The organism is Nocardia sp. NPDC055321 (genome assembly GCF_053645575.1).
This window is the reverse complement of the sequence record NZ_JBSHMS010000012.1, coordinates 115,178-141,067: the sequence shown is the minus strand read 5'-3', so window position 1 is coordinate 141,067 and position 25,890 is coordinate 115,178. Positions and strand designations below refer to the sequence as shown.

The following is a 25,890-nucleotide window of genomic DNA, read 5'->3' as shown; positions in this document are numbered from 1 at the left end:
ACCCTATTCCCCCGGGGCCGCGGGGGGGGGGGCCGTTGGGGGGGGGGGGTGGGTCCCCCTCATTTGGCGCCCCCCCACCACCAACACACATCACTCCCCGAAATCGAATTCACCCGCGCGCACACCCGAGGTGAACGCCCGCCATTCGGATTTCGTGAACCACAGCGTCGGGCTGTGCCTGTCCTTGGAATCGCGCACCGCGATCTGTCCCTCGTGGTAGGCGACCTCGACGCAGTCGCCGCCGCCGTAGCTGAAACTGCTCTTGGCGAACCTCGGACCACGGTGGTCGCCGCGAATCGTTTTGCAGTTCATGACATTTGTTCCTTCCCCCCGGAGGGTCACTCCCCATGACCCTGCACGCGAATCTCTTACGACGAACACAGTGCTATCCGAACCACCGGCCGCGCAACTGAATTCATCGCCCCGACCGCGCAGCCACATCGAATTGCTCATAACCGCAACTCTACGGCGACCCACCGACAAATCCGGGCGCTCGCGAGCCCCCGGATTCAGCCTCGGGAGATCAACTCCTGCATCGCGCCCGCCACCGCGGCATCGCCCCGTTCGGACGGGTGCCAGGGGAATCCGAACAGCTCGGTGCCCGGGTCGAAGATGCCGTCGACCCACGGCTCGGCGGTACACGCCCCGTGTCCTGCGGTTACCGCTCGGCTATCGAGAAAACTCACGTTCAGTAGCGCGGCGGCTTCCCGCTGGGCAGCGTCGATCCGATCCAGGAATCCGGTGACCGCGCCGGCCCGAGGCTGCACCACGTTCACCCCGAGCACGCTGGCGCACGCGGAATCCTGTCCGGGAGTGTGAATTTCGGGATAGCCCACGAAGACGACGCGGGCGTTGGGCGCGTAGTAGCGAATGTAGGTCACCGCCTGGCGGACCCGGTCGGCGTAGGCCCGGCCGGTGACGGCGTCGAGGTCTGGTGCGCGCCCCTGCGCGGCCGCCTCCCGGCCGCAACCGGCGAGCACATCGCTCAGGCAGGCCATAGACAGCGCGACCGGCCGCTCGGTTCCCCAGGCGTCGTTCATCCCGAGCTGGATCGCCACGGTGCGGGTGCGCGCCCCGAACGCGCCGTCGGACATGGCCCGCTTGACCTGATGCGTCAGCGTCCAGCCCGAGGTGTCGATCGTGCCGCCCTGGCACGAGGTGTCCTGCACGTCGTCCGGGGACAGCTCGAGCCGCTGGGTGAGCTGGTTCGGCCACGAGGTGGGCACGTGCGCGCAGCCGGCGTCCGCCCCGGTGTTCACCAGGTCGAGTATCTCCCCGTTGGCGGAGAAGGAATCACCGATCACCACCAGGGTCTTGCCGTCGGGCGCCTGCGCCGCGGCCTGCGGAACCACCCCGGTGAGCGCCGCCGCGGCGCCGCAGGCCGCGGTGAGCAACCGCAACCGAGCCGAACTCTTCACTAGCCGTGTACCTCTTGTCGATCCGTAGCGAACCGCCAACAGTAGCGGCACCCGGCCCGGGCCGACGCAAGATCGAAAACTCGGGCGGCGGTCTCAGGAACCGGCCGCCACTTTCGCCAGCACCGCCGCGGTCTCCCCGCGCAGGCCGCAGGCGCGGCACTCGACGGTCGCCAGTCCCGTCAGCACCGCCACCCGGGAAACGCCGCGTACCCAGTCCATTTCTTCCATAGCGGGACGGTAGGCGAGCCCAGGGACGGGACGCGACCGGATTTCGGCGCGCTCCGGAGCGCGCCGCCACCGGCGACCGGGGCGCCGCCGCGCAGCGCCGGCCGATCGCGGCCGGCGATCACTGCCGGGGGTGCGTGCAGTTCCGCAGCGACTCGAACGCGGTGTACAGGTCGTTCTCGGCGTAGATCTCCGCCTCGCCGGTGGGCACCTGGCGGCGGTGCCCGATGAGGTAGTAGGACGCCAGATAGCGCAGCCCGCCGCGGGGATCGCGATCGTGCACGCGGCACAGCAGGCTGGCGCAGCGGTTGCATTCGATCCACGGGACCACCAGCAGGCCCGCCAGCGGCGTCGCGCCGAGACCGAGCGCGGCGGCGTCGATCGGAGCCGCGCACTCGTCGGTGACCAGGCGGAACGCACCGTCGGGCTCGGGATCGCGCACGCACGAGGCGATCTCGTCGTGCAGCGCCGAGCGCTCGCCCCACTCCTCGGCGAGGACTTCCAGTTCCGCGCGCACCATGTCGGGAACGGGCACCCGATCCTCGAGCAGGCGTTTGGTCAGCAGCGTCAGACCGGCTTCCTGCTCACCGGCCGCGCGGCAGTCGCGAAAGCTCGCGCCGTCCTGCTCCGTGGGCAGCAGTGCCGCCAACCGTTCCCACAGATCGGTTTCATATGCGTAATAACGGCTTTCGATTTCCACGCACGGCACACTACTGCCCCGCACGCCGATCCCCCGCGCGCTCGGGCGCGAATCGGCATTTCGCGCGCGGCGACCGGCCGGCCGCCACGGCTTTCGGTCGGCCGCGGCCGACCCTGACGCGTTTGCCCGATGCTGACGCGTTCTGGCCTTCTCGTGTAGCGACTGCGGAGCAACACTGAATATCCACGGCGCGCCACGCGGGGCGAATCGGCAATCCGCCACCGCATGCTCTCGCGCGCCGGTCCAGGACGCACACCCGAGTCGAACCGCTTGCGAGGAGATCCACGTGCAACACTCCCGAGAACGTGCCGTTGCCTATGTGGTGGCGGCATTGGAAGCCAAGGGCACGGCGACCCGGGAAGACTTCGACGTGCACGGGATCGTGGCCACCTCACACGCGCTCATCGAGGACTGGGATTTCGCGACCATGGAACACGCCACGTTCTGGCGCATCGCCGCCAGCCACCTGCGGGTCTAGCGCGGCGGAACCGGTGCGTGCGCGTGGGCGACCACGGCCCAGCGCAGGGACGCCCGGCGCATCGACGCCGCGTCGGCGTAGCCGAGCAGCTGCGCCTGTCTACCTCTGCTGACCGGACCCGCGGTCGAGGCCGCCACGAGCCGGGCCGAGCGCGCCCGGTCCAGTTCCCGGCGCCAGGTCGTGCCCGCGTCGGCGAGCCTGCGCTGCAGTGTGCGCGGGCTGGTGGCGAGCCGGCGCGCCACCACCTCCAGCGAGACCTCGCCCTCGTCGAGGGCCTGGGCCACCGCCACGGCCACCCGTTCCGGCCACGCGGACTCGAGCGGCGGGGGCGGCGGAAGCGCCTCGGCCAGGGGGCGCAACACCGCGGCGAGCACCGGATCGGCGGTGGTGAGCGGCTGCTCCAGATCGGCGGGACGGAAGGTCATGGCGTCGATGTCGGCGCCGAATTCGATTGCGGTGGTACCGAATACCTCTCGGTACGTATCGAGTCTTCGTGGCGCCGGGCGGCGCAGCGCGACCCGGACCGGGTTCAACGGCGCGGCCACCACGTGCCGCGCCCGGGTGAGCACGGCGATCAAGCCCCACAGCTGGGTGTAGTCGCGCGTCGCGTCGCCGCCGTCGACCATGTCCAGGCGCAGCATCGGACCGCCGCCGGAATCGACGAGGTCGAAACGATGATTGGTGGTCACCGCGCTGACGTAGGGCCCGCAGGTGGCCAGGCCCGCGCCGAGCGTGGGCGCGCTGGTGAACAGGTAGTCGTACAGTCCGGTCGCCTTGAGCTCGTATCGGCTCGCCACGTGCAACGCCACGTCCGGATCGTCGAGCCAGCGCGCCCCGATCTCCCACAGCCGCCAGAAGGTCTCGCTCGAGACGTGGACGCCGTTGCCGGTCAAAGTCCAGTCCGGCACCCGGCATTCGCGAATCAGCCGAGCGCGATCCAGGCCCATCTGCGTCATCTGGGAGATAACGAACCGATGCAGCAAAGTTTGATCTGTACCCAACGCCCCTCCTGCGCATCACGACTCGGATAGCCAAAGGCTATACCGCCCGGTGCATTCAGGTCGCAAGTGAGGTTGATCGCACATCGCGGAGCACGGGCCGGGCACACGGGTGCGCCCGGCCGCGGCTGTCCGCTCAGCAGAGCGAGCCGGTGCTCGAGCCGCTCCCCCCGGAACCCGAACCCGCCGAGCCGCTGCCGCCCGAACCCGAACCGGCCGAACCGGATCCGAAGGAACCGCTGCCGCCCGATCCCGAGCCGGCGGACCCGGTACCCGACGAACCGGGGACGGCCCAGCAGCCACCCTCGCCCGGGCTGACGTAGTACGACATCGTGGTGTTGGTGCCGTTCTGGCGGACCTCCACCTGATACAGGCCGGATTCGGCCGGGTTCCACGGCAGGGTCGCGGTGACCTTGCCGAAGGTGTCCGCCACGGGCGTGGCCGATCCCACGACCACGTTCTCGACCAGGAACTCCACGGTCGCGAAACGATCGGAACCGGTGGTCGTCGCGACGATCGTGCAGGCGGCGCCGACCCGGCACGCCGCACCCGGCGTCGGCCCGACCGCGGCGATGCTGTCGATGGCGGCGTGCGCGGCGCCGGCGGCCAGGACCGAACTCGCCAGCGCGGCACACACGCCGACGCCGAGGGCGTAGCGGGACTTCGTCATTGTCTACTTCCTTCCGGCGCCGGGGGGAGCGGCGCCGGGGCGGACGGTACCAGCGGTGAGCCTGGCAGAATGACGAAATCGAAAGTGCTGCAACTTGATTCGGTTCAGCTATGGCGGGGCAACGAACGGGCGGGCGTCAGCTCTCGGTGGAGGCGGCGTCCTGGGCCTCGTAGTACGCCTTCATCGCGGGGTAGTAGTCGTCGAAATCCGGCCGCGGGCCGTCGTGGTAGGCGGCGACCATGGCGTCGAGGTAGTACTCCCAGCCCGGTCCGACGTTCTCGACTTCGGCCTTGTCGTCGAGATGATGGACGAAGCGCAGCGTGGTGATCTCGTCGCGCTGCGTGAGTTCCAGATCCAGGCTCCAGACGCCGTAGTCGTCGGCGGAATAGAGGGCGAGGTGGCGCGGCGGCTCGCAGGCGTCGATGCGCATATCGGACCAGCCCTGGCCCTCCTCGAAGGCCATCTGGACCTGGATCGTGCGCCCGACCCCGGGTTCGCCCTTCCACTGCCCGTACCACCGTGCGGTGCGGTCGGATTCGGTGATGCTCGCCCAGACGTCCTCGATGGGCGCGCGGAAGGTGCGCTGCAGAATCAGGTCCCGGCCCGCGGCCGTGGGGACGACGGTGCCCGCCGCGGTGGGGACGACGCGGCCGGTGGATGGGTTGCTCATGCGGTGTTCTCCCTTGCTGTCTCGGCATCCGCCGGGGCGGCGCGATGCTCGCGGCGCGTGCGGTACACCTCGGTCTCCAATGCGTCGAAGCGCCGTTCCCATGCCTCGCGCCGATCGAACTGCGCTATCCAGCCCGCGAGTTCGCGCAGCGGCTCGGCGTCGAGGGTGTAGAACCGCTGCCGCCCGGCAACCTCGTCGCGCACGAGGCCGCATTCGCGCAGCACGCGCAGGTGCCGGCTGACCGCGGGGCGGCTGATCGCGAAATTCTCGGCGATCTCCCCCGCGGTGAGCCGGGCCGTGCGCAACAGCAGCAGGATCTCCCGGCGCACCGGATCGGCGATCGCGGCGGCTACTTCGTCCACCCGAAAAGCGTAACACATCGGTTACGCGTTGCGGATCGTGGCGATGCTCAGCCGGCGCGGGCCGCCGCCGGCGACGGATCCGCCAGGGTGGAGTAGACGATGACGTTCGAGCGGTAGGAGCGGAATTCATCGTCGAATTGCCCACCGCAGGTGACCAATTGGAGCTCCGGAGCGCCGTGGTCGGCGTAGACGGCGGCTGCCGGGAAGGCATCCTTGGGAACGATGTCGACGCGGGTCACCACGAAACGCGCGGTGCCGCCGTCGGCGCGGGTGACGTCGATGGCGTCGCCGGGACGCAGGTCGCCGAGGCGGAAGAAGACCGCTGGGCCACGATAGGAATCGACGTGACCGAGGATGACCGCCGATCCCCGTTCGCCGGGCGTCGCGCCGGGGGCGTACCAGGACGCGCGCTCGAATGAAGCGGGATCCTGCACTGTGCCATCGGATTTCAAGCCGATGCGATCCAGCGCGGTGGTCAGGCCGATGGCCGGGATGGACAGGGTCTCCGGGACCGAACGCGGTAGCGACGGCGCGGGCGGCGGGGCGTCCGAGCGCGCGTCGACGGCGGCGGGGGGCGGGTTCCGTTGTTCGCCCGTGCCGGGCGCGCCCAGCAGGAACCCGCCCACCACCACGAGCACGACCGCTACGGCCCAGGTTAGGGCGGATCGAACCTTGCTCATGCGCTGTGTGTTCGATCCGGTCAGCGCGGGTCGCGGCTCGGGCGGCGCACGGTGTGGGACACCAGCAGGCCCGCGCCCAGCAGCGACAGCAGGCCGAAGCCCGCCAGCAGAGCGCGATCGGAGGTGACCAGGCCGCCAGCGCCGGTTTCGGGGTGTCCGAGCGGGACGGGATAGGCTGCCGCGCCCGGTGTTTCGTTGCCGCCGAGCTGTCCCGCGCGGGTCGTTCCGGAGTCGGGCGATGTCGCGCCCGGGCCGGAAGTACCAGGCGCACCGGGACGGGACACCGAGGGTCCGGGGACTCCCGGCTGCCCGTGCGGCCGGCCGTTCTGTTCGTTCGGGTTCTGGGAATTCGGGCCGTTCGGGTTCTGTGCATCCGGGTTCTGGGCGTTCGGCCCGGTTCCCGCGCCCGGCCCGAGACCGAGCAGGACGCCTCCGAGCGCCGCGCCACCGGCAGCGCCGCCGACCGCCCCGCTGCCCAGCGCCGCACTGCCGACCGCCGCGCTGCCCACCGCGGCACTCCCTACGGCGGCACTACCCAGTGCCGCGCTGCCCACCGCGGCACTGCCGACCCCTGCGCTACCGACCGCCGCGCTTCCGGGTTCGGCGCTGCCGACTCCGGCACTACCCAGCGCCGCACCGCCGAGACCCGCAGCCCCGGCCCCGGCCGCGCCCGCACCGGCGGCTCCCGCCTCGGCAGCCCCGGCTCCGGCCGATCCCAGCCCGAGAGCCGTTGCCGCACTGCCGGTTTCCGCCGCTGAACTGCCGGCGGCCGCACTTCCGGCCGCCCCGGCGCTCCCCGCGTCTGCGCTGCCCGCCGCGGCCGCGCTGCCCGCCCCCGCGCTGCCCAACTCCAGGGCTTCCGCGCTTCCGGACCCGAGCGCCGCGGCCCCGCCCGCCGCGGCGCTCCCGGCATCGAGAACCTCGGAACTACCCGCCCCACTGCCGGTTCCGAGCGCGAGCGCGCTACCGGTGTCGGTGGCGGCCGAACCCGCGCCGAGGGCGTCGCCGGTCGCCACACCGAGGGCGATCGCGCCCGCGTCCGCGCTGCCGGACCCCAGCGGTATGCCGAGTCCGGCGGACCCGGTGTCGAGCCCCGGCACCGGCTCGGCAACCGCGTGCGGCGCACCGGCGAAGACCAGGGAAAGTGCCGTGGCCGAGGCCCCCAGCGTGAGAATCGAACGATGACGAACCGAGATTGAACGCTTGCTGATCATGTACTTCTCATCCCGTGAAGCAGGGCCTTCAGATCGGCCGCGCTGCCGGTGGATGCCCTAGTAACCATTGAGCGAATGACTCGACTTCAGGCTTCGCCCGAGGTGGCCACCCGTCCAACGCACGGCCGCGATGCGGCTCATCGCCGATCGCGATACCGCACGGTCGGCGGAACCGGACGCGAGATGTCACGGAGACGACCCCCACAATTGGTAGCCTCCCGCTATGGAACTCCGGCAATTGGAGTACTTCGTCGCCGTCGCCACCGAGCTGAGCTTCTCGCAGGGCGCGAAACAGGTTCACGTGGTGCAGTCGGCGGTCTCGGCCGCGATCGCCAAGCTCGAACATGATCTGGGCACGCCCCTGTTCGACCGATCCCGGCAGCGCATCACCCTCACCGCGGCGGGCGCGGCGCTGCTGCCGGAGGCCCGCCTGGTGCTCAGCGCCGCCCGGCGCGCCGCCGACACCGTCGCGAACTATCACGACAATCTCAGCGGCTCAGTACATCTGGCGATTCTGCTGTCGCACGGATCGGTGGATCTGGCGGGGGTGCTCGCACGGTTTCACGAGGAACATCCGATGGTCCGGCTGCGGCTCTCGCAGCAGGCGTCCGGGGCGATGGAGCGAATGCACAGCATCGCCGAGGGCAAACTCGATCTGGCCCTGGTGGCCCGGCCCGCCCAGCCGCCGCCGGGGGTGCGCGTCATTCCGCTGGCGCGGGAGCCGGTCGTGCTGCTGTGCCCGCCCGGATACCGGCTCGGGCAGCGGGAGTCGGTCACGATCACGGAGCTGGCCGGGGACTGCTTCGTCGCGTTGCCGCAGGAGTGGATCATCAGCGATGTCATCAACGACGCGCTCGGCGATGCCGGTGTCCGGCTCGAATTCCGGTACGAGGCCTCCGCGCTCGAGACCATCCACGACCTGGTGGGCAGCGGCCTGGGCCCGGCGCTGCTGCCGCAATCCTCGGCCGCGCGGTTCCCGGAACTGCACACGGCCCGGGTGACCCCGGTCATCGAATGGGAATTCGGCCTCGCCGTCCCGACCGGACGTTCCTCCCCCGCGGCCGCGGCGTTCACGCGGGCGCTGCTCACCGCGTACGGGGTGACGTTCTGACCGGCCGGGACCGGGACCGCTAGACGATGTCGGCGAGGAAGATGTTGAACTTGCCGCCCGCCAGGCGCGCCGCGCGGGGCACGTCGGCGCCGGCCTGACCGGGGGCCACGATGCGGGCGTTGGCGAGCCGGACGGTGCGGAACCGCGAGCGCACGGTGGTGTCGCCCGCGGCGACCACGTTCCGGGCCCAGTCGGTGATGCCGTGGCCGAGCACGACCGCGAAGGTGCCGCGCGCGGTGAAGGCGTTGACCGGTGTCGTGTACGCGCGGCCCGACTTGCGGCCGCGATGCTCGATCACCGCGAAACCCGGCAGGTAGGGCGCGACGCGGCGCATCGCCGGATTCATGTACTTGACCTGTAGCCGGTCGAACCACGCCGGGAACATCGAGGGACCGCGATCGAAGGTTGTCATTGCGAACTCCTTTGGTTGCCTTCCGCAGCCTAGTGGTCCGGCGGCGCGGGTTCGCGGTCACGCGGGCGGGCGATCACCCGCCGCAGCGCCACGGCCGTGGCCACGGTCGCCAGCAGTCCGCCCGCCCCGGCGGCGACGAACGCGACACGGGGATCGGTGCGGTCGAGCAGCAGTCCGCCGCCGAGGTAGGACAGCGCGGCCGCGATGCCGATCGCGCCGTAGAGGCTGCCGAACACGCGCCCGAGCAGCTCCCGCGGGACCGCGCGCTGGATCAGGGTGTTGGCGGCCACGTCCATGGCGGCGAGGCCGAGTCCGCGCGTGGTCTGCACGACGAAGGCCGCGGCGACCGCCCAGGCCAGGCCGGTCAGCAGGTTTCCGGCGCTGCTGATCGCGAATCCGGCGACCAGCAGCACCGGCATGGTGAACCGGGTGCGCGCCACCAGGGCGTACCCCGCGAGCAGGCCGATGCCGACGCCTGCCAGCAGCAGCCCGACCGCCGAATCTCCGCTGTGCAGTGTGTCTTTCGCGAGAAAGACCAGGGCGACGTCGTCGATGCCGTTGCAGGCGACGATGGCGACGTAGCCGAGACCGATCACGCGCAGCAGCGGTGCGGCGGCGAGATAGCGCAGGCCCGTGACGGTTTCGGCCCACAGCGTGCGCGGGGGCTCGTCGTCCGCCGCGGGCGATCGGCCGGTGGGCAGGAAGAGCAGCAGGAGCGCCGAGAGCACGAAGGTGGCGGCGTCGATCAGCAGCACCCCGCGCAGGCCGACGACGGGGAACAGGGCCGCGGCGACGAGCGGGCCCAGGGTCTCCCCCGCGTTGGTGCCGAAACCGATTGCGGCGTTGGCGCTTTCCAGCTCCCGATCGCGGACCAGGGCGGGCACCACGGCGCGGGACGCGGGCTGGAAGACCTGTCCGGCGATGGCCCGCACCGCCACCAGCGCCAGCAGCAGCCACAGCGAGGGCAGCCAGAGGGCGATGGTCAGCACCATCGCGCCCTGGACGAGATCGCAGACCACCATGACGCGTTTGCGATCGAACCTGTCGCTCAGCGCACCGGTGAACGGGCCGAGCAGCGCGGGCGCGAAATCTCCCACGAGCAGCAGGGCGGCCACCGCCAGCGCCTGTCCGGTCGTCTCGGCGACGTAGAGCATGAGCGCGACCAGGGTCAGGGAATCGCCCAGGAACGACAGCGAGCGCGCGGTCCACAGCAGCCGGAACCCGCGGTTGGCGCGCAGCAGACCGGCGATACCGGTTGACCCCGTCACCGGCAGGATTCTCGCAGACGAGACCCGCCGCGGCCCACCGGTTTTCTACGGGCCGGGCGCCGTCACCACGCCGTGGGCGAGCAGGCTCTCGGCGGTATCCAGCAGAGACTGCTGTTTCGGGCGCAGCGAGATGCCCAGTTCGGCTTCGGCTTTGGCGGAGCTGAGGCGTTCGGGCTTGCCCAGGGCGGGGACCACGCGTTTGATGCCGGGGTCGGCGAGGGCGGCCAAGCGGACCAGCCAATCGGGGAGCATGCGCTGGGGAACCTTGAAGCCGCGGGGGCCGAACTCGGCGGCCAGCGCCGCGGCCATGTCGCGCATCCAGAAGTGGTCGCCCGCGAGGATGTAGCGCTCGCCCGACGCCTCGGGGGTTTCGAGGGCGACGCGGTGCGCGCGGGCGAGATCGCGGACGTCGACCGTCGACCAGCCCACGTTCAGATTGCCGGGCACCTTGCGTCCGAGCAGGCGGATAGCGGGCTCGTGGGACATGTTGGTCTGCCGGTGCAGGAGCGGGCCCAGGATCATGGCGGGGTGCAGGGTGACCAGGTCGAAGCCGGTTCCGGGTTGCCCGGCGAAGCGGCGGGCGGCCTGTTCGGCGAGGGTTTTGCTCTTGTCGTAACCGGTGAGCCGCGCGGGATCGGACCAATCCTGTTCGGTGAACACGCGATCGGTGTCATGGCCCTGGTTGATGGTGACGATCGAGGAGGTCAGCACCACGCGGCGCACCGTGGTGGCGGCGGCCGCCGCGCGCAGGACCCGCAGGGTGCCCTCGACGGCGGCCTCGACCATCTCCGCCTCGGACTCCTTGCGGCCGTCCGGAATCGGGGACGCGACGTGCAGGATGTGATCGCACTCCTTGGCGGCGACCTCCCAGCCCTGATCCGAGGTCAGGTCCGCCTGCGCGAAGTCGAGCTCACCGCCGAGCCGGTTCGCGATGTCGACCAGGTGGGCGCGCCTGCCGGTTTCGGACAGATCCCGGACCGTCGCCCGCACCCGATACCCGTGTTCGAGCAGTTCGGTGATGCAGTGCCCCGCGACGAATCCCGTCGCTCCGGTGACCAGCACCGTGTCCATGCGCAATTCCTCTGCCGCTCATGGGGAATCGCCGCGCGCCCCCGCCCTCGCGCGGAGTCTACTGTGCGCGCGGCCGGGGCGGGCGGGTGCGCCCCGCCGTTCAGGGGGCGGCGGGCGTGGCCACACCCTCCGCGCGGGCCGGCGGCTCGCGGCGGGCCGCCAGGGGCAGGGCGATGTCCTCCAGGGACTTGTTCTCCGCGTCCACGGCCAGCAATTTCGCTATGACGCCGCCGGTGATCATGACGGCCGCGCCGAGCAGGTAGCCGAGGAACAGGCGGAACGGGTGTTCGCCGTCGCCGATCAGGGCGCCGTAAATGACCGGGCCGAGCGCGCCGAAACACTGGGCGATCGCGAAGAACACGGCGATGGCCTTGGCGCGCACCTCGAGCGGGAAGATCTCGCTCACGGTGAGGTAGGCGGCGCTGGCGCCGGCCGAGGCGAAGAAGAAGATGACGCACCAGCACAGGGTCTGGGTGATGGCGTTGAGCACGTCGGCGTAGAACAGCACCGCCGAGATCGCCAGCAGGACACCGGAGAGCAGATAGGTGCCCGAGATCATCGTGCGGCGGCCGATGGTGTCGAAATAGTGGCCGATGGTGAACGGGCCCAGCAGATTTCCCACCGCGAACGCGATCAGGTAGAGCGGGGTGGTCTCGGACGGGACGCCGTAGAACTTGCCGAGCACCAGGGTGTAGGTGAAGAAGATGGCGTTGTACAGGAACGATTGACTGATCATCAGGCTCGCCCCGAGCACGGCGCGAGAGGGGTACTCGCGGAACAGCACCCGGGTCAGCGCCAGGTAGCCGATCCGATCGGCGGGCCGGACCTCGAGGACCTTCGATTCGTCGACCGGGGGCAGTTCCACACCGGTGGCGTGCACTTCGCGCTCGATCTCGGTGATCGACCGCTCGGCGTCCTCGGTGCGGCCGTGCATGATCTGCCAGCGCGGGCTCTCCGGCAGGTGCCTGCGCACGAACAGGATGACCAGGCCCAGCACCGGGCCGATCAGGAACCCCAGCCGCCAGCCCACCGACAGGGTCACCATGTTCAGCAGGATGTAGGTGCCGATGGTGCCGATGATCGCTCCGGCCCAATAGGTTCCGTTGACCGCGATGTCGACGCGGCCGCGATAGCGGGCCGGAATCAATTCGTCGATGGCGGAGTTGATGGCCGCGTACTCGCCCCCGATGCCCATGCCCGCGATGAAGCGGGTGACATAGAGGAACGCCACCCAGCCCGCGCCGCTGCCCAGGGTCAGCGCGGTCAGGCCGCTGCCGAACAGGTAGACGCCCAGGGTGATCAGGAAGAGTTTGCGCCGCCCGAGCCGGTCGGACAGGTTGCCGAACACCAGCGCGCCGACCACCTCACCGGCCAGGTACACCGTGGCCAGCAGACCGACCGCGGTGGAGGACAGGTGCAGGGTCTCGGGTTCGGTGAGGGTCTCGGCGACCGCGCTGGCGACGGTGATCTCGAGCCCGTCCAGGATCCACGCCACCCCGAGCGCGGCCACCATGCGGGTGTGGAATCTGGACCACGGCAGCCGGTCGATCCGGGCCGGGATCAGTGTCCGCACGGTGCCGTCCGCACCGGCTTGCTCCGCCATCACGACTCCTCGGTTCCGACGTTCGTCCGATTACCCGCGGGTGCGCCGACCAGAGCGCAACGCTACGCGGGTACCCCGGATTCGCGAGATCACTCCGGGTCGCCCGGCGGGGCTGGTCACGGATGCGGGGTGGCAGATGTCGGCGGGTCGGGGGTCAGTAGAGTCTGCGCGTCGGTGACGTGTCATTTCCGGGCGAGCGGTGAGCCTGGACGGCGGGCCGGCCGCTCGGTCGCGATGCCGCCAGCAGGGCGGACGCCCGGGCGCGGCGCCGCCCGCCGGGCGCGCCGGTGCACGGGACGGCGTGGAGAGGTGCATGGGTCGGGCGAGCGGGCTGTACCTGATCCTGCTCGACGGCGTCGAGGCGCGGATCGACGGCGAGGTCCGGCCGCTGGGCCCGCCGCAGCGGCGCGGGATCCTGGCCGTGCTGGCGATGCGCAGGCGGCAATGGGTTTCGGCCGCGGCGCTGCTGGACGCGCTGTACGAGGACGAGCCCCCGGCCAGCGGCACCGCGGTGATCCAGACGCACATCTCGGCGCTGCGACGCGTGCTCGAGCCCACGCGGGCGCCGCGCACTCCCCCGGCGGTGCTGCTGTCCGGGCACGGCGGGTACCAGCTGCGGATCGACGATGATCAACTCGACCTCGGGGTGCTGGATCGTCTGGTGGCCGAGGCGGTACTGGCCCGGCGGTCGAACGACGGTGAGCTCGCTGCCCGGCGGTACGCCGACGCGCTCGCGCTGTGCTCGGGTGAGCCCCTGGCCGGGATCCCCGGACCGTGGGCGGAACAGCAGCGCGCGGCCCTGACCGAGCGCCGCATCGCGATCCTGGAGGACAGCCTCGACCTCGCGGTGACGCAGGGCCGGGCCGATCGGGCGATCGACGCCCTGCGCGCGCTGACCACCGAACATCCGCTGCGCGAACGCCCCCGGGCGCTGCTGATGCGCGCGCTCGCCGACCGGGGACGCCGGTCGGACGCGCTGGCGCTGTACCGCGACACCCGGCGGCTGCTGATCGACGAGCTCGGCGTGGAACCCGGCGCGGAGCTGCGCGCGCTACACGACCGCGTGCTCGCCGGCTGGGAGGCGGAACCGCCACTCGCGCCACCGGATCCGGTCCCGGCCGCGAATACCACCGCTGCGGTTGCCGATACGCGCGTTCCCACAATGGTCGACCGGGATCGCGAACTCGCCACGATCGCCGCCCTCGAACGTCGCGCCGCCACCGGCACCGGGTCCCTGGTGGTGGTCACCGGCCGCCCCGGCTACGGCAAAACCGAACTGCTGGAAGAGCTTTCGCTGCGCTATCCACACGCGCTGCGAATCGAGCCGACCACGGACGACGAGGATCTCGCCACCGAGCTCCTGACCCGCCTCACCACCTCCGCGAGTACGCCCGTAGAAGGCAGCGGCTCGGCCGAGCGGGCCCTGGTCGGGCGGTTGCGGCGTGTGCTGGCGGGGTGGGCGGGGGCGGAGCCGTTGATCGTCCTCGTCGACGAGGGCACGCGGATGGACGAGGGGTCGGTGCGGGTGCTGGTCGCGCTGGGGCCGGCGCTGCGGGCGGCGCGGGCGGTCATCGTCGTCGCGCTCGACGGGCGGTTCTGGGACCCGCGGGTGGTCGAGCTGCACTCCAGGCTCGAGCCGGTGGCCACCGAGGTGTTGCGGCTGCGGCGGCTGGGTTCGGGGGCGGTCGCCGAGTTGTACCGGCGGCGAACGGGATCGGACTGCCCGCCCGAACTCGCGGCCGAGATCCGGGACGCGGCCGCCGACATCCCGATGCTGGTGGACGCGCTCATCGCGGACATGGCCGAGCGCGCCGACCGCACCCGGGTGCCGCACCGGCTCCTGGACGGTCGCTACTCGCGCGCGACACAGCGGCTCCTGCGCGGGTTCTCGCTGCGCGGCGCGCGGATGATGCGGGCGCTGGCGGCCCTGCGGGAGCTCGAGCCGGAGGTGCCGACGCTGGCCGCCGCGTGCGATCAACCGCCGGGCGAAGTCCGGCACCGCTGCGAATTACTTACGGACGCGGGCATTCTGGCGTCCGCCGAGCCGCCGCGGGTGCGGCACCCGTTGATCGCCGACACCATCGCGTGGCTCACCGGCAGGCAGGAGTCCGCGGGGTTCCGGACCGCGGCGGCGGAACACGAACGCGGCCGCGGGTATCCGGCCCGGCACGTGGCCCGATATCTGCGCGAGCTGTGCGGGCCGGAATACGCGCGCTGGACCGTGGTGCTCGTGGACGCGGCCGAGGAAGCCCTGCGGGACTGCCGCATCGTGGAGGCGGTGGGCTGGCTGGAACTGGCACTGCGTATCTGCGCGCCCGAGCAGCGCGACGAGCTGCTGGTGCGACTCGGGCAACTGCGGCTGTGGACCAATCCCGCCGCGGCACGGGCACATCTGGACGACGCGCTGCGCGGTCAGCGCGCCCACGCGGTCGCCCCGACCGCCGCCGTACCGCTGGCCTGGACCATGGCGATCCGGGGCGAGGCGCCCGCCGCCATGCGCATGCTCGAGACCGTCGTCGCCGAGACCGAAGCCCGGGATCCCGTGTACGCCGGGGCGATTCGCGCCTCGACGTGGATGATCGCCGGTCTCTCGGCCCCGACCTGGCGCGAGCTCGTCGCGGCCCAGCGCGCCCGACCGGAACCCGATCCGATCTCCTCGGCCATCGTGACCTGGTCCGACGCCTTCGGTGTCCGGATCGACGCCGCCACCGCGGTGCGACGGCTCGCCGCCGAGCACGCGGACGGCACGCTCCCGCGCGAGCTCATCGGAATGCTCGCACACCTGTGCATGTGGGCCGGCGATCCGACGACCGCGCTGGCGCTCACCGAGCAGCGGTCGGACCAGTACTTCGGCGCGATCGACACCTACCGCGCCATCCTCCGCTCGGAGGTCATGGTGCGCGCGGGCGACTTCCGCGGTGTGCTGGCCGATCTCGGCCCGGTCCTGGGCGATGTCGACGACGAGCTCGTCGCACCGCCCGCCACCCTGGCCGCGCAGTACGCGCACGCGCTGATCGGCCTCGGTCGCCTCGACGAGGCTGAACGGTGGCTCGACAGGCGCACCGCCAACGCCGACCCGGAAACCTGGGAATGGACTGTCGCCCTGCATGTTCGCGGGCTGCTGAGCGCGGCGCGCGGCGAGTCCCGGGAGGCGATCGGCTACTTCCTGGAGTGCGGGCGCCGGGCCGGGATAGTCGGCATCACGAACCCCGCGCACATCGCCTGGCGCGGTTCGGCGGCAATGGAATTCGCCCGGCTCGGCGACCACGCGCGGGCCCGCGAACTCGCCGACGAGGAACTGGCCCTGGCCGAGCGCTGGAACACACCGGCCACCATCGGCCGGGCCCTGCGCGTGCGGGCGCTGGCCACCCCCGACGGGCCCGCGCTGGATCTACTCGAGCGGGCCGTCGCCATCCTGCGCACGCAGGACAGCCCCGTCGAGCTGCTGCCCGCCCTCCTGGATCTGGCCCGGTCCCTCCCCGCGGACGACGACCGGGCCCGGCGCCTCCTGCACGAATCCCGCACTCTCGCCGCGCGAATCGGCGCAGCCCGTGAGCTGGCGGAGATCGACAGGCTGCTCACATCGACGCCGCTCCCGAGACCCCGCGCAAATCCCGCCTGACCATGGCACGGAGGACTGTCCGCCCGGCGTCGGCACGGCCGTTCTCGAACCCTCCATCAACACAACACTTTCCGACGCGATGCCTACCGCCGGGCCCGTTCCATTGCTGTGCCGGCACATCGGCATGCATGCCGGCGGTCACCGCGATCACCGCGTCGCCGCAGGTCATGGCGTTGTGCTCGCGGCTAGCGCGCCACGGCCGCCGCGGCCTCGTCGATGACGCGCACCACCACGTCCGGGTGCGAGACCGCGATCGCGTGGCTGCCCGCGTGCTCGGTGACCGTGGCCCCGGCGCGGGCCGCCATCTCACGCTGCCCGGCGGGCGGGATCATGCGGTCGTCGGTGGCCACCAGATACCAGGACGGCACGGTGCGCCAGGCCGGTTCGGCGGTCGTCTCGGTGAAGGCCGCGACCGAGATGGGGCGCTGGCCCGCCGCGAGTACGGCCGCCCGGACGGGTTCGACGTCCTGGGCGAAGTACTCCCCGAACTTGTCGTCCGCGACCCGCAACTCGGGGACGGGGTCGGCGCCGACGGTGTGCGGGACGGTGATTCGGGTGGCGGGACCGCCGAAGCGGCCGTCGAGTTCGCCCAGCGACTCACCCTTGTCGGGTGCGAAGGCGGCCACGTAGACGAGTCCGGCGGCGTTGGGCGCACCGGCCGCGGCGTTGGTGATGACCGCGCCGCCGTAGGAGTGACCGACCAACAGGGTCTTGCCGGGCATGGCGTCGAGCAGGCTGCGAACGTAGGCGCTGTCGTAGGTCAGCCCGCGCAGCGGCACCGCGGCGGTGGTGACCCGAAAGCCCTTCGCCTGCAACTGCTCCGCGACGCCACCCCAGCTGGAGCCGTCGGCGAACGCGCCGTGCACGAGAAGGATGCCGGGCTTGTTCGGGTCGGGAGCGGGCACGGTGGCGGGCGCGGCCGCGGGCTTGTCGGTGGAGCAGGCCGCGGCGGCCAGGGTGAGGGTCAGCGCGCCCATCAGGATCATGGTGCGGCCGGAACGGCGGAGGGTGTTGCGCATGGGTGGTGATGCCTCTTCCGAAGTCGTTCGACGCGAGGGATTTCGGGAACGGCGGGACCGTTCCGGTGCGGCGCCCGGGGTGGGCGCCGGGCACCACGATGACCCCGGCGGCTCAACGACGACTGAACGATTTCAGAACGGGCAGGTGGGAGGCGGGTGCGCGCCCGCCGAACGCCGACGGCCCACCGACGCCGGGGGCGTGGTGGGCCGTGGGTGGAACCGGTACAGCGGATCGACAGGGCTCAGCTGCGGACCTTGCTGACGATCCACAGCAGCAGGACCGCGCCGCCGAGACAGGTCAGGAAGCTGAAGATGAGCCCGCCGCCCCGGACGTCGACGCCGAGGAGGTTGAGCAGGAAACCGCCGACCAGGCCGCCGACGATGCCGACCACGACGTTCATGATCACGCCCTGCTGCCCGTCCGTACCCATCACCTTGCTGCCGATCCAGCCGGCCAGACCGCCGATGATGATCCATCCGAAGAACCCGAGTGCGAGCATCACATCTCCTACCGATTGCCGGTGCAGTTCCGTGGTCTTCCCATGGTCACCTGTCCATCGGCGGAAATCAGACACTGACACGCCGGTCGGGTACGAAATCTGGGATTTCCGGCTGGCACTATCAATGGGTAATCCAGAAGCGCTGGTCACAGGCCCGCGGCGCGCGTTCAGCACGACGACCGGGCGACGGAACGCCGGGACACCCGGCTCTGGGGAACATGGAGGACCCGATGAACAGGAACGTCCGGATTCGGCGCGCGCACCGGTGGCTGGGCATCGCGTTCGCCGCGAGCATCGTCCTGGTCTTCGTCGTACTGGCGGTCTCCGGCCCCGAATGGCTCGTCTACCTCCCGCTACTCCCCCTGGCCCTGCTGTTCCTGACCGGGGCGTACCTGTACCTCACCTGGTTCCGCGGCCCCCACCGCGCCGCCGCCCACACCCCGTCGGGCTGGTGGGTCCGCCCCACCCACCGCTGGTCCGCCCTGATCTTCACCGCGACCGTCCTGGTCACCTTCGTGGCCCTGTCCCTGCCCGACCCGATCGAATGGGTCTCCTACATCCCGCTTTTCCCGCTGCTGGCACTGTTGATCACGGGGTTGACCATGGCGGTCCGCGCGCGGCGCCGGCCGTCCCCGGCACCCGCGCAACCGTAGCCGGCGCCACGCAACCAATTGCCTTTCGAATAATTCGAAAGAAGGGCACAATGGGCCTCTACCCCGAGGAGGCCTCGTGACCGAGACGCTGAACGAGCGGACACTGCTGCCCGAACATCCCGTGCAACTCGCCGCGCTCCAACGGTTTCTGGATTCGATGCCGAACACGGTCGCCGCCTCGATCGTCCGATCTCCCGAGGGCGAGGTCGTCGCCCTGCCCGCCGAGGTGATCGAGGCGTTGCGGTTGGTCGCACAGGCACTGTCCGAGGGGAAGGCCGTCACGGTCGCGCCGCTCCACACCACGCTCACCACGCAGGAAGCAGCCGAACTGCTGGGCATGAGCAGGCCGACCTTCGTCAAATTGCTGGACGCGGGCGCGATTCCCTTCACCAGACCGGGCCGACACCGTCGCGTGCGATTGACCGATGTTCTCGCTTTCCGTGAATACCGCCGAGCCGAGCGCGCCGCAGGGCTGTCCGAGCTGACTCGGCTCTCCGAGGACCTGGGCCTATACGACGACGAACCGGAAGAGAAGCTGCGAAGGGAGTGACCGCGTGCAGCGCATCTTCCTGGACACCTGCGTTCTGTATCCGAGCCACCTGCGCGACACCATCCTCCGTCTCGCCGAAGCGGACCTGATCCAGCCACTGTGGTCGGCCGATGTAATCGCCGAATTGCGCAAGAACCTCGCACTCCGGCACCGCGGCGACGACAGCACCGCCACAAAGGTCGACCAACTGATCGCAACCCTCTGTAAATTCTTCCCCGAGGCGATGGTCGAAGGCTACGACGATCTCGTGGACCGAATGGAGAACCACCCCAAAGACCGTCACGTACTTGCTGCCGCATTACAGGGCGGCGCAGATGTACTACTGACCTTCAATCTCAAAGACTTCAGGGTCCGCCCCATCGGCGACGGATTCCCTGAACTCATGCATCCCGACGATTTCCTGCTCGACATGCTCGATCTCACACCGGGACAGGTGATTCGACTGCTGCACAGGCAGGTAGCCGAGCACAGGCGACCACCCAAGAACGTCCAGGGCCTCCTGGACGTGCTCGAACGGTCGGGCGTCATCGAGTTCGCGGCCGAAGTTCGGCGCCGACTCGATTGACCATCGCCGGCACGGCATTCGTTGGTGTGGCCGAAGACCTTGGCAACCACAGTGCACAAACCGAGGCCCAGGATTCCGTTCGAATGCCGAGTGACACAGCTATTCCGATACTGACACCATCCGAGTCATGACGAGAAGTACTCGGGCGCAACGGCGTGCCCGCGACCGGAACAGCCGGCACCCGCGGCGGGCCAACCTCGCGCTGGCGGTCGTGCTGGGGATCGGGGCGACACTGTCGATCGCGGGCGGGCCCGCGGGGGCGGAACCGGAGGCGGCGAGCGCGGCGGTCGACCGGCAGGAGACGGTGCTGTCCGAACGGGACGGGATCGTGGTGTCGCACGTGAGTTACCTGCTGCCGTTGCCGGCCGGGGCAGCCGCCCACCCCGCGGCGTGCGACCGGGTCGGATACCTGCGGTACCGGACGGCGGACGGGGCGGACTCCGCGGGGGCCGACCGGATCGTCATCCAGGAGCAGGGACTCGGCGGCGGGGCCGTCAATTCCGATGGGGTGGCGGCCAATACGGTGCGCTCGGCGCGATCCATGGGGCAGCACATCGAGTTCTGGGCGCTGGCGCGGCGCAGTACGTGCCTCGACGAGACCTTCGGTTTCGACTACGCGCTGCGCAGCGGGAACTACCTCGACGCCGTCGACTACTACTTCAACGGCAGGGAACTCGACGGGCAGCGATTCCCGGGATTCAAGACCAATGACCAACTGGCGGTGCTCGATTCCATGGGAATGGAACGGGTGCTGTGGGACCAGTTCGAGGTCATGCGCCACGAGGTACCCACCCGAGCGCAGCGGCAGGACAAGTTCGTGTGCACCGGCATCTCGCTCGGCGGGCTGGTGACCGGATTCTTCGCCGACTGGAATTTCGGTGCGGCCGGGCACGGCGCGGATCAGTGCGCCGCGTTCGCCGCCCAGGACTCGATGGTGTCCTCGGACCCGGTCGCGCTGCAGAACACCCCGATCCTGCGCGACCTCACCGACGCGCTGGTCACACCCCTGGACGGGGTACTGCAAACCGGATTCAAGGCCGGCATGCTGCCGCGCACCTTCGGCTCACTGCCGGTCCTGGGCGCGAAAACCTTTGTGCTGTACCGGCTCGCGGGCTTGGCCGCGCACCTGGATCCCGACGGCGAGAGCCGGCTGCTCGCGCACCTGCCGAGGGACCCCGAGATGGAACTGACGCTGAACTTCCTGACCTCCCCGACCTGGGCGGGATTCGCCGCCAACGGCGCGGACGGCTCGGCCGCGATCCGCGAGTTCCGCTTCACCAACACCGCGCTGCTCGGGATGCTGATCGACAACAACTCGGCCAATTTCGTTCTCACCCAACAGGGTGTGGGTGCCCTCGACGGCGGACCGGTCGAACTCAAGTCCTTCCCGACCCCGGGCGAGGTCACCCAGATTCCGCTGATCGGCTCCTTCCTGCGCATGAGCGCGGGCACCCAGCAGCGCGTGTTCCCCACCGACCGCGGCGCGCTCTACACCTGGCGCAACTACAACGATGTGCGCGGAATCCCCTACACCGCACCCAATCACGAGGTCGCCGACATCATCGAGGTCGCGCGCCAGCTCGGCACCGGCTCCCCCGGCGCGTACTGGGAGACCTACTTCCCGCTGCGCCTGGTGATCGACATCGGCGCGGGTTTCGGTGGTTCGCGCACCGGCGAGATGGCCGCGCTGACCGGTCGCGGGTTGTCCCGCACCAAACCCCATTTCGTCGCCTTCGCCGGCGACAGCCCGGTCCCGCCCGCCGTGGGCACCCTGTTCCCCGCCCCCGCCCTGGCCCAGGTCGTCACCCTGCCCGGCTACAACCACGTCGACACCATCGGCGCGGCGGCCCTGCAGAACGACGGGCAGCCCGACTACAGCGGCCACCAGCTGGCCGCGTTCGTGAAGACCCTCGGGTAATCGGCACACCGCACCCGGGGACGGCTGCGGCTCGCTGAGCCGCGGCCGTCGCGCGTTCGGCGGGCAACACACCGGGACCCGGAATACCGGGTACTCGAACGTCCGAAATGTCGCTAGCATCCGGAAGTGCGCGCAGAAAGACAGCCCTCCCACCGGACCGTGCGACCGGGGACGCCGGGCGATATCCCGATCGCGGCCCGGCTGCTGAGCCGGGCACTCGAGAACGATCCCCTGAGCGCGTGGTGGTTCCCCAAGGCCTCGACCAGACAGGCCCGGGTGGAACGCCTGATCACCATCTCGGCCTGGGAGTCCTACCGCCGCAACGACGGCATCGAGATCGCCGCCGACACCGCCGGGGTCGTCACCGGCGTCGCGCTGTGGCAGAGCACGCTCTACCCGCCCGTCCTGCGATCGATCTTCGGGCAGCGAGTGCACGACCGGCGGATATTCGGCGCCCGCGCCCGCCTCGCCCACGAACAGGGCGTCGCGGTCGCGGCCCTGCACACGGTGGAACATCGCCTGCATCTCACCGCCCTGGGCACCCGGGCCGACAAACGCGGGCGCGGCTACGGCGCGCAGCTGCTCGAATCGGGCCTGCGGCGCTGTCGCGAGAACGGCCTGCCCGCCCACCTCGAAACCTCCAACCCCGAGAACGTCGCGTTCTACGAGAGATTCGGCTTCGAGGTCACCGCGGTACACGAGATGCCGGACGGCCCGCGCACCTGGATCATGCGCTGCGAGCCGTGACCGCGCTCAGTCCTCGGAATCCTCGCCCCCGGGCGCGTCGCCTCCGCCGCGCACGGTCCACAGCAGCCCGTCGAGCTCGTCGGGCTTGACCAGCACGTCGCGCGCCTTGGACCCTTCGCTCGGACCGACCACGTTGCGGGTCTCCATCAGATCCATGAGCCTGCCCGCCTTGGCGAAGCCGACGCGCAGCTTGCGCTGCAGCATGGACGTGGAACCGAACTGCGAGGTCACCACCAATTCGATGGCCTGGACGAGCAATTCGAGATCGTCGCCGATATCGGCGTCGATGTCCTTCTTCTCCCCGGCCTTGGCCGCGGTCACGCCGTCCTGGTACTCGGGCTCGGCCTGCGTCTTGGCGAAGTCGACGACGGCCGTGATCTCCTCGTCGGAGATGAACGCGCCCTGCAGGCGGGTCGGCTTGCTCGCACCCATGGGCAGGAACAGCCCGTCGCCCATGCCGATCAGCTTCTCCGCGCCCGGCTGATCCAGGATGACGCGCGAATCGGTCAGCGAGGAGGTCGCGAAGGCCAGGCGGGACGGCACATTGGTCTTGATCAGACCGGTGACCACGTCCACCGAGGGCCTCTGGGTGGCCAGCACCAGGTGAATGCCCGCCGCACGGGCCTTCTGGGTGATGCGGACGATCGCGTCCTCCACGTCGCGCGGCGCGGTCATCATGAGGTCGGCGAGCTCGTCGACGATGGCCAGGATGTACGGGTACGGCCGGTACACGCGCTCGCTGCCCAGCGGCGTGGTGATCTGCCCGGACTTGACCTTGCGGTTGAAATCGTCGATATGGCGAACCTTGTTGGCCTGCATGTCCATATAGCGCTGTTCCATCTCCTCCACCAGCCAGGCCAGGGCCGCGGCGGCCTTCTTGGGCTGGGTGATGATGGGGGTGATGAGATGCGGAATGCCCTCGTACGGGGTGAGTTCCACCATCTTCGGATCGATCAGGATCATGCGCACTTCTTCGGGCGTGGCCCGGTGCAGCAGCGAGACCAGCATCGAATTGACGAAGCTGGACTTACCCGATCCGGTCGAACCCGCGACCAGCAGATGCGGCATCTTCGCCAGATTGGCCGCGACGAACTCGCCCTCGATGTTCTTGCCGAGACCGATCACCAGCGGATGATGATCGCTGCGCGTGGACGCGGCCTTGAGGACGTCGGCCAGGCGCACCAGTTCGCGATCGGAGTTGGGCACCTCGATGCCGACCGCCGACTTGCCCGGGATGGGCGCGAGCAGGCGCACGTTCTCGGTGGCGACCGCGTAGGCGATGTTGCGGGCCAGTGCGGTGATCTTCTCGACCTTGACGCCGGGGCCGAGCTCGACCTCGTAGCGGGTGACCGTCGGGCCGCGCACGAAACCGGTGACCGCCGCGTCGATCTTGAACTGGATCAGGACCTCGGTGATCGCCTCGATCATCGACTCGTTGGCAGCGCTGCGCTGTTTGGGCGGCTCGCCGTCGGTCAGCAGGGACAGCGGCGGCAACTGGTAGTCGCCGTCCACCTCGCGATCGGTGACGAACTCGAGTTGCTGCGGCGGAGGCGGGGTCTGATCGACCACCTTGGGCGCCTTGCGCGCCTTGGGTTTCGGCTTCTCCTCGACGGCCTCGGGCGCCGCGGCCGCGTTCTTGGCTGCCTGCAGCGGCGGTTCGCCGATGATCTCGGTGACCGAATCCGAACCCGAATACTCGTCCGGGGGATAGTTGTCCGAGGGATTGCGGCCGCGCCGCCGGCGCGTGCCCTGATGCAGCGGAAAGCCATCGGCGTCGTAGTTGGCCGGATCGTAGAGCCCGGGCTCATCGGAGTAGCGCTCGTATTCGTCACCGCCACTGTCGGTTCCGAAGATCTCGCGCAGCGCGTCGGGCACCTCGCGCACGGTGGTTCCGGTGAGCAGCAGCAGTCCGAAGCCCGCGGCCAGCAGCAGCAACGGCACCGCGAGCCAGGCGCTGAGACCGTCCCGCAGCGGGCCGCCCATGACGAAACCGGCGAAACCGGCGGCATGCGCGCGACCGTGATAGTCGGTGGGCGCACCCGCGGCCAGATGCCACAGCCCGAGCACCGGCAGACCGGTCAGCAGACCGCCGAGCACCAGGCGCGGGCGGATCTCCGGATTCGCCTCGGTGCGCATGAGAATCACCGCGATGCCCACGAGCACGAAAGGCAGTGCCGCCGCCACGGATCCGACGACCCAGCGGGTCACGGCCTCGACCCAGTTCCCGATCGGACCGCCCGCGGACAGCCAGACCGCGGCCACCACCACGAACGCCACCGCGAACAGGCCGAGCGCGATGCCGTCGCGCCGATGACCGTGTTCGATGTCGCCGGCCTTGCTCACCGCCCGGGTGGCCGCGCCGAGACCACGCGCCACCATGTTGTAGCCGGTGGTGACACCCCGGCGCACCACCGCCAGCGGCGCGGTGTTCGACGCGCGAGCGTGCCGCCGAACAGGCGCCGGGCGCCGGGCGGCGGGCCGCCTCGGGGCGCGCGCGGCCGCCGGTTGAGCGCCCCGGGCGGGCGTGCGCGGGCTGCGGGCCTTGGACCGGGCAGGCGTCTGGCCCCGCGCCGATCCCGCTCGCGAACGTGGGTTTGCGGTACCGCGGGCCTTCCCTGCCATGCGTCCAGGCTAGCCGCAACCGCACCATAGGGACCATCCGCAACACACGACCCACCCATATCAGGCCATGTGGCGCTCGCCTCGTGCCCGGCGAGCGGGTGGTCGCGGCCGCTATCGAGTGGAACACAGCCGCGCCCGGACCACGCGGAAAACACGCCGGGTACGGGGAGGCGATCAGACGCTGCGGTCCAGGGCGTACACCGCTTCGACGTCCGCCGGATCGCCGGTGGCCTCGAGGCGCACCGCGTTGCGGCCGAACGCGTGGAACAGCAACTCCGACGGCTTGCCCGCCAGCACCACCGAACGATCACCGGCCTTGTGCGCCACCACCCGCTCACCATCGGGGGTCGCCAGGGCGATGGTCACGGTGGATTTGCGATAGGCCATGCGCGACAGCTTGGTCAGCACGTTCCACAGCGCCCGCTCGTCCGCGGCCGGCAGTTCGCGCGGTTCCCACCCGGGCCCGGCCCGGCGCACGTCCTCGTGATGCACGTACATCTCGGTGAGATTCATCAGCGAATCGAAGGGCCGCAGCAGCAGCGGCGGACCGGTGCGCACCTGCTCGAGCAACTGCGGGAAGGGCCGCTGCGCGACCTTGCGCTGCACACTCTCCAGGTGCGGGGCGAAGGGCTTCAGCAGAATTCCGGGTGCGGCGTCCGGGCGGCGCTCGCGCACGATCAGGTGGGCGGCCAGATCCCGCACCGTCCATTCCCCGCACAGGGTGGGCGCGTCCGGGCCTGCTTCGGCCATCGTCTGCACCATCGCTCGACGTTCCCGCTGGGCCATGCTCATACCGAAACCCTAACCGGACAAA

26 protein-coding genes are annotated in these 25,890 nt (G+C 70.5%); 8 read left to right on the top strand and 18 right to left on the bottom strand.

The genetic code is table 11. The features are described from left to right. Positions 1 to 90: 90 nt before the first annotated feature. From ACWIGI_RS20685 to ACWIGI_RS20670, 4 genes are all read right to left on the bottom strand, one after another. Positions 91 to 312, bottom strand: coding sequence for a DUF397 domain-containing protein (locus tag ACWIGI_RS20685; RefSeq protein WP_454204035.1), 222 nt, complete (start codon positions 310 to 312; stop codon positions 91 to 93). 197 nt (positions 313 to 509) lie between these two features. After that, positions 510 to 1,418, bottom strand: a complete 909-nt coding sequence (locus ACWIGI_RS20680) for an SGNH/GDSL hydrolase family protein (RefSeq protein ID WP_454204034.1) — start codon at positions 1,416 to 1,418, stop codon at positions 510 to 512. 93 nt (positions 1,419 to 1,511) lie between these two features. Continuing rightward, positions 1,512 to 1,646 (bottom strand): hypothetical protein, encoded by a 135-nt coding sequence (locus ACWIGI_RS20675; protein ID WP_454204033.1) that lies wholly within the window; start codon positions 1,644 to 1,646, stop codon positions 1,512 to 1,514. Between the two features lie 118 nt (positions 1,647 to 1,764). Then, the gene (locus ACWIGI_RS20670) at positions 1,765 to 2,343 is read right to left on the bottom strand and encodes a hypothetical protein (RefSeq protein ID WP_454204032.1); all 579 of its coding nucleotides are present in this window, start codon (positions 2,341 to 2,343) and stop codon (positions 1,765 to 1,767) included. 286 nt (positions 2,344 to 2,629) lie between these two features. Here ACWIGI_RS20670 and ACWIGI_RS20665 point away from each other — a divergent pair, with 286 nt between their 5' ends. Continuing rightward, positions 2,630 to 2,821, top strand: a complete 192-nt coding sequence (locus ACWIGI_RS20665) for a hypothetical protein (RefSeq protein ID WP_454204031.1) — start codon at positions 2,630 to 2,632, stop codon at positions 2,819 to 2,821. On the opposite strand, the gene ACWIGI_RS20660 is transcribed toward ACWIGI_RS20665, so the two are convergent. The 6 genes from ACWIGI_RS20660 to ACWIGI_RS20635 form a co-directional block, all read right to left on the bottom strand. Further along, complete coding sequence (locus tag ACWIGI_RS20660) at positions 2,818 to 3,777, bottom strand: AraC family transcriptional regulator ligand-binding domain-containing protein (protein WP_454204030.1); 960 nt, start codon at positions 3,775 to 3,777, stop codon at positions 2,818 to 2,820. The genes ACWIGI_RS20665 and ACWIGI_RS20660 overlap by 4 nt on opposite strands. Before the next feature lie 178 nt (positions 3,778 to 3,955). Continuing rightward, positions 3,956 to 4,489 (bottom strand): hypothetical protein, encoded by a 534-nt coding sequence (locus tag ACWIGI_RS20655; protein WP_454204029.1) that lies wholly within the window; start codon positions 4,487 to 4,489, stop codon positions 3,956 to 3,958. Positions 4,490 to 4,625: 136 nt separating this feature from the next. Then, positions 4,626 to 5,159 (bottom strand): SRPBCC family protein, encoded by a 534-nt coding sequence (locus ACWIGI_RS20650; protein WP_454204028.1) that lies wholly within the window; start codon positions 5,157 to 5,159, stop codon positions 4,626 to 4,628. Next, positions 5,156 to 5,539: an ArsR/SmtB family transcription factor gene (locus tag ACWIGI_RS20645; RefSeq protein WP_454204027.1), complete on the bottom strand. Its 384-nt coding sequence runs from the start codon at positions 5,537 to 5,539 to the stop codon at positions 5,156 to 5,158. Before ACWIGI_RS20645 ends, ACWIGI_RS20650 begins: the two co-directional genes overlap by 4 nt. Before the next feature lie 29 nt (positions 5,540 to 5,568). Next, a complete protein-coding gene (locus tag ACWIGI_RS20640) occupies positions 5,569 to 6,201 on the bottom strand; it encodes a class F sortase (RefSeq protein ID WP_454204026.1) in 633 nt (210 codons plus the stop codon). Positions 6,202 to 6,221: 20 nt separating this feature from the next. Further along, the gene (locus ACWIGI_RS20635; protein WP_454204025.1) at positions 6,222 to 7,415 is read right to left on the bottom strand and encodes a hypothetical protein; all 1,194 of its coding nucleotides are present in this window, start codon (positions 7,413 to 7,415) and stop codon (positions 6,222 to 6,224) included. A 223-nt stretch (positions 7,416 to 7,638) separates the two neighbouring features. Here ACWIGI_RS20635 and ACWIGI_RS20630 point away from each other — a divergent pair, with 223 nt between their 5' ends. Continuing rightward, complete coding sequence (locus ACWIGI_RS20630) at positions 7,639 to 8,526, top strand: LysR family transcriptional regulator (protein ID WP_454204024.1); 888 nt, start codon at positions 7,639 to 7,641, stop codon at positions 8,524 to 8,526. A 19-nt stretch (positions 8,527 to 8,545) separates the two neighbouring features. Here ACWIGI_RS20630 and ACWIGI_RS20625 read toward each other — a convergent pair whose 3' ends face one another. The 4 genes from ACWIGI_RS20625 to ACWIGI_RS20610 form a co-directional block, all read right to left on the bottom strand. Then, positions 8,546 to 8,938, bottom strand: coding sequence for a nitroreductase family deazaflavin-dependent oxidoreductase (locus ACWIGI_RS20625; protein ID WP_454204023.1), 393 nt, complete (start codon positions 8,936 to 8,938; stop codon positions 8,546 to 8,548). Positions 8,939 to 8,967: 29 nt separating this feature from the next. Beyond that, positions 8,968 to 10,206 carry an MFS transporter gene (locus ACWIGI_RS20620; RefSeq protein ID WP_454204022.1) on the bottom strand — a complete coding sequence of 413 codons (1,239 nt, stop codon included), beginning with the start codon at positions 10,204 to 10,206 and terminating at the stop codon, positions 8,968 to 8,970. A 45-nt stretch (positions 10,207 to 10,251) separates the two neighbouring features. Next, complete coding sequence (locus ACWIGI_RS20615; protein WP_454204021.1) at positions 10,252 to 11,277, bottom strand: NAD-dependent epimerase/dehydratase family protein; 1,026 nt, start codon at positions 11,275 to 11,277, stop codon at positions 10,252 to 10,254. Positions 11,278 to 11,377: 100 nt separating this feature from the next. Continuing rightward, the gene (locus ACWIGI_RS20610) at positions 11,378 to 12,880 is read right to left on the bottom strand and encodes an MFS transporter (RefSeq protein WP_454204020.1); all 1,503 of its coding nucleotides are present in this window, start codon (positions 12,878 to 12,880) and stop codon (positions 11,378 to 11,380) included. A 313-nt stretch (positions 12,881 to 13,193) separates the two neighbouring features. On the opposite strand from ACWIGI_RS20610, the gene ACWIGI_RS20605 reads away from it, so the two are divergent. Further along, positions 13,194 to 16,502, top strand: a complete 3,309-nt coding sequence (locus ACWIGI_RS20605; RefSeq protein ID WP_454204019.1) for a BTAD domain-containing putative transcriptional regulator — start codon at positions 13,194 to 13,196, stop codon at positions 16,500 to 16,502. A gap of 185 nt (positions 16,503 to 16,687) precedes the next feature. Here ACWIGI_RS20605 and ACWIGI_RS20600 read toward each other — a convergent pair whose 3' ends face one another. Together ACWIGI_RS20600 and ACWIGI_RS20595 are read right to left on the bottom strand one after the other, a co-directional pair. Next, positions 16,688 to 17,521 (bottom strand): alpha/beta fold hydrolase, encoded by an 834-nt coding sequence (locus ACWIGI_RS20600; protein ID WP_454204018.1) that lies wholly within the window; start codon positions 17,519 to 17,521, stop codon positions 16,688 to 16,690. A gap of 242 nt (positions 17,522 to 17,763) precedes the next feature. Next, positions 17,764 to 18,021 carry a GlsB/YeaQ/YmgE family stress response membrane protein gene (locus ACWIGI_RS20595; protein WP_454204017.1) on the bottom strand — a complete coding sequence of 86 codons (258 nt, stop codon included), beginning with the start codon at positions 18,019 to 18,021 and terminating at the stop codon, positions 17,764 to 17,766. Between the two features lie 230 nt (positions 18,022 to 18,251). On the opposite strand from ACWIGI_RS20595, the gene ACWIGI_RS20590 reads away from it, so the two are divergent. The 5 genes from ACWIGI_RS20590 to ACWIGI_RS20570 all read left to right on the top strand — a co-directional run bounded on the left by ACWIGI_RS20590 (position 18,252) and on the right by ACWIGI_RS20570 (position 22,454). Beyond that, positions 18,252 to 18,674: a hypothetical protein gene (locus ACWIGI_RS20590; protein ID WP_454204016.1), complete on the top strand. Its 423-nt coding sequence runs from the start codon at positions 18,252 to 18,254 to the stop codon at positions 18,672 to 18,674. Positions 18,675 to 18,750: 76 nt separating this feature from the next. Continuing rightward, positions 18,751 to 19,224 carry an excisionase family DNA-binding protein gene (locus ACWIGI_RS20585; RefSeq protein ID WP_454204015.1) on the top strand — a complete coding sequence of 158 codons (474 nt, stop codon included), beginning with the start codon at positions 18,751 to 18,753 and terminating at the stop codon, positions 19,222 to 19,224. A gap of 4 nt (positions 19,225 to 19,228) precedes the next feature. Continuing rightward, positions 19,229 to 19,789, top strand: a complete 561-nt coding sequence (locus ACWIGI_RS20580; RefSeq protein ID WP_454204014.1) for a PIN domain-containing protein — start codon at positions 19,229 to 19,231, stop codon at positions 19,787 to 19,789. A gap of 127 nt (positions 19,790 to 19,916) precedes the next feature. Further along, complete coding sequence (locus tag ACWIGI_RS20575) at positions 19,917 to 21,707, top strand: hypothetical protein (protein WP_454204013.1); 1,791 nt, start codon at positions 19,917 to 19,919, stop codon at positions 21,705 to 21,707. A 126-nt stretch (positions 21,708 to 21,833) separates the two neighbouring features. Next, positions 21,834 to 22,454, top strand: coding sequence for a GNAT family N-acetyltransferase (locus ACWIGI_RS20570; protein ID WP_454204012.1), 621 nt, complete (start codon positions 21,834 to 21,836; stop codon positions 22,452 to 22,454). A gap of 6 nt (positions 22,455 to 22,460) precedes the next feature. Here ACWIGI_RS20570 and ACWIGI_RS20565 read toward each other — a convergent pair whose 3' ends face one another. Then, positions 22,461 to 25,076: a DNA translocase FtsK gene (locus tag ACWIGI_RS20565; protein WP_454204011.1), complete on the bottom strand. Its 2,616-nt coding sequence runs from the start codon at positions 25,074 to 25,076 to the stop codon at positions 22,461 to 22,463. A 174-nt stretch (positions 25,077 to 25,250) separates the two neighbouring features. Next, on the bottom strand, positions 25,251 to 25,868 hold the full coding sequence (locus ACWIGI_RS20560; RefSeq protein ID WP_454204010.1) for a TIGR03085 family metal-binding protein: 618 nt from the start codon (positions 25,866 to 25,868) through the stop codon (positions 25,251 to 25,253). Positions 25,869 to 25,890 lie beyond the last annotated feature (22 nt).

Bases quoted from the DNA above. Each gene is read 5' to 3' on its own strand.
- ACWIGI_RS20685 (WP_454204035.1), bottom strand. From the start codon at position 312: ATGAACTGCAAAACGATTCGCGGCGACCACCGTGGTCCGAGGTTCGCC.
- ACWIGI_RS20675 (WP_454204033.1), bottom strand. From the start codon at position 1,646: ATGGAAGAAATGGACTGGGTACGCGGCGTTTCCCGGGTGGCGGTGCTG.
- ACWIGI_RS20660 (WP_454204030.1), bottom strand. From the start codon at position 3,777: ATGACGCAGATGGGCCTGGATCGCGCTCGGCTGATTCGCGAATGCCGG.
- ACWIGI_RS20655 (WP_454204029.1), bottom strand. From the start codon at position 4,489: ATGACGAAGTCCCGCTACGCCCTCGGCGTCGGCGTGTGTGCCGCGCTG.
- ACWIGI_RS20650 (WP_454204028.1), bottom strand. From the start codon at position 5,159: ATGAGCAACCCATCCACCGGCCGCGTCGTCCCCACCGCGGCGGGCACC.
- ACWIGI_RS20645 (WP_454204027.1), bottom strand. From the start codon at position 5,539: ATGTGTTACGCTTTTCGGGTGGACGAAGTAGCCGCCGCGATCGCCGAT.
- ACWIGI_RS20640 (WP_454204026.1), bottom strand. From the start codon at position 6,201: ATGAGCAAGGTTCGATCCGCCCTAACCTGGGCCGTAGCGGTCGTGCTC.
- ACWIGI_RS20635 (WP_454204025.1), bottom strand. From the start codon at position 7,415: ATGATCAGCAAGCGTTCAATCTCGGTTCGTCATCGTTCGATTCTCACG.
- ACWIGI_RS20630 (WP_454204024.1), top strand. From the start codon at position 7,639: ATGGAACTCCGGCAATTGGAGTACTTCGTCGCCGTCGCCACCGAGCTG.
- ACWIGI_RS20625 (WP_454204023.1), bottom strand. From the start codon at position 8,938: ATGACAACCTTCGATCGCGGTCCCTCGATGTTCCCGGCGTGGTTCGAC.
- ACWIGI_RS20615 (WP_454204021.1), bottom strand. From the start codon at position 11,277: ATGGACACGGTGCTGGTCACCGGAGCGACGGGATTCGTCGCGGGGCAC.
- ACWIGI_RS20610 (WP_454204020.1), bottom strand. From the start codon at position 12,880: ATGGCGGAGCAAGCCGGTGCGGACGGCACCGTGCGGACACTGATCCCG.
- ACWIGI_RS20605 (WP_454204019.1), top strand. From the start codon at position 13,194: ATGGGTCGGGCGAGCGGGCTGTACCTGATCCTGCTCGACGGCGTCGAG.
- ACWIGI_RS20600 (WP_454204018.1), bottom strand. From the start codon at position 17,521: ATGCGCAACACCCTCCGCCGTTCCGGCCGCACCATGATCCTGATGGGC.
- ACWIGI_RS20595 (WP_454204017.1), bottom strand. From the start codon at position 18,021: ATGCTCGCACTCGGGTTCTTCGGATGGATCATCATCGGCGGTCTGGCC.
- ACWIGI_RS20590 (WP_454204016.1), top strand. From the start codon at position 18,252: ATGAACAGGAACGTCCGGATTCGGCGCGCGCACCGGTGGCTGGGCATC.
- ACWIGI_RS20575 (WP_454204013.1), top strand. From the start codon at position 19,917: ATGACGAGAAGTACTCGGGCGCAACGGCGTGCCCGCGACCGGAACAGC.
- ACWIGI_RS20565 (WP_454204011.1), bottom strand. From the start codon at position 25,076: ATGGCAGGGAAGGCCCGCGGTACCGCAAACCCACGTTCGCGAGCGGGA.
- ACWIGI_RS20560 (WP_454204010.1), bottom strand. From the start codon at position 25,868: ATGAGCATGGCCCAGCGGGAACGTCGAGCGATGGTGCAGACGATGGCC.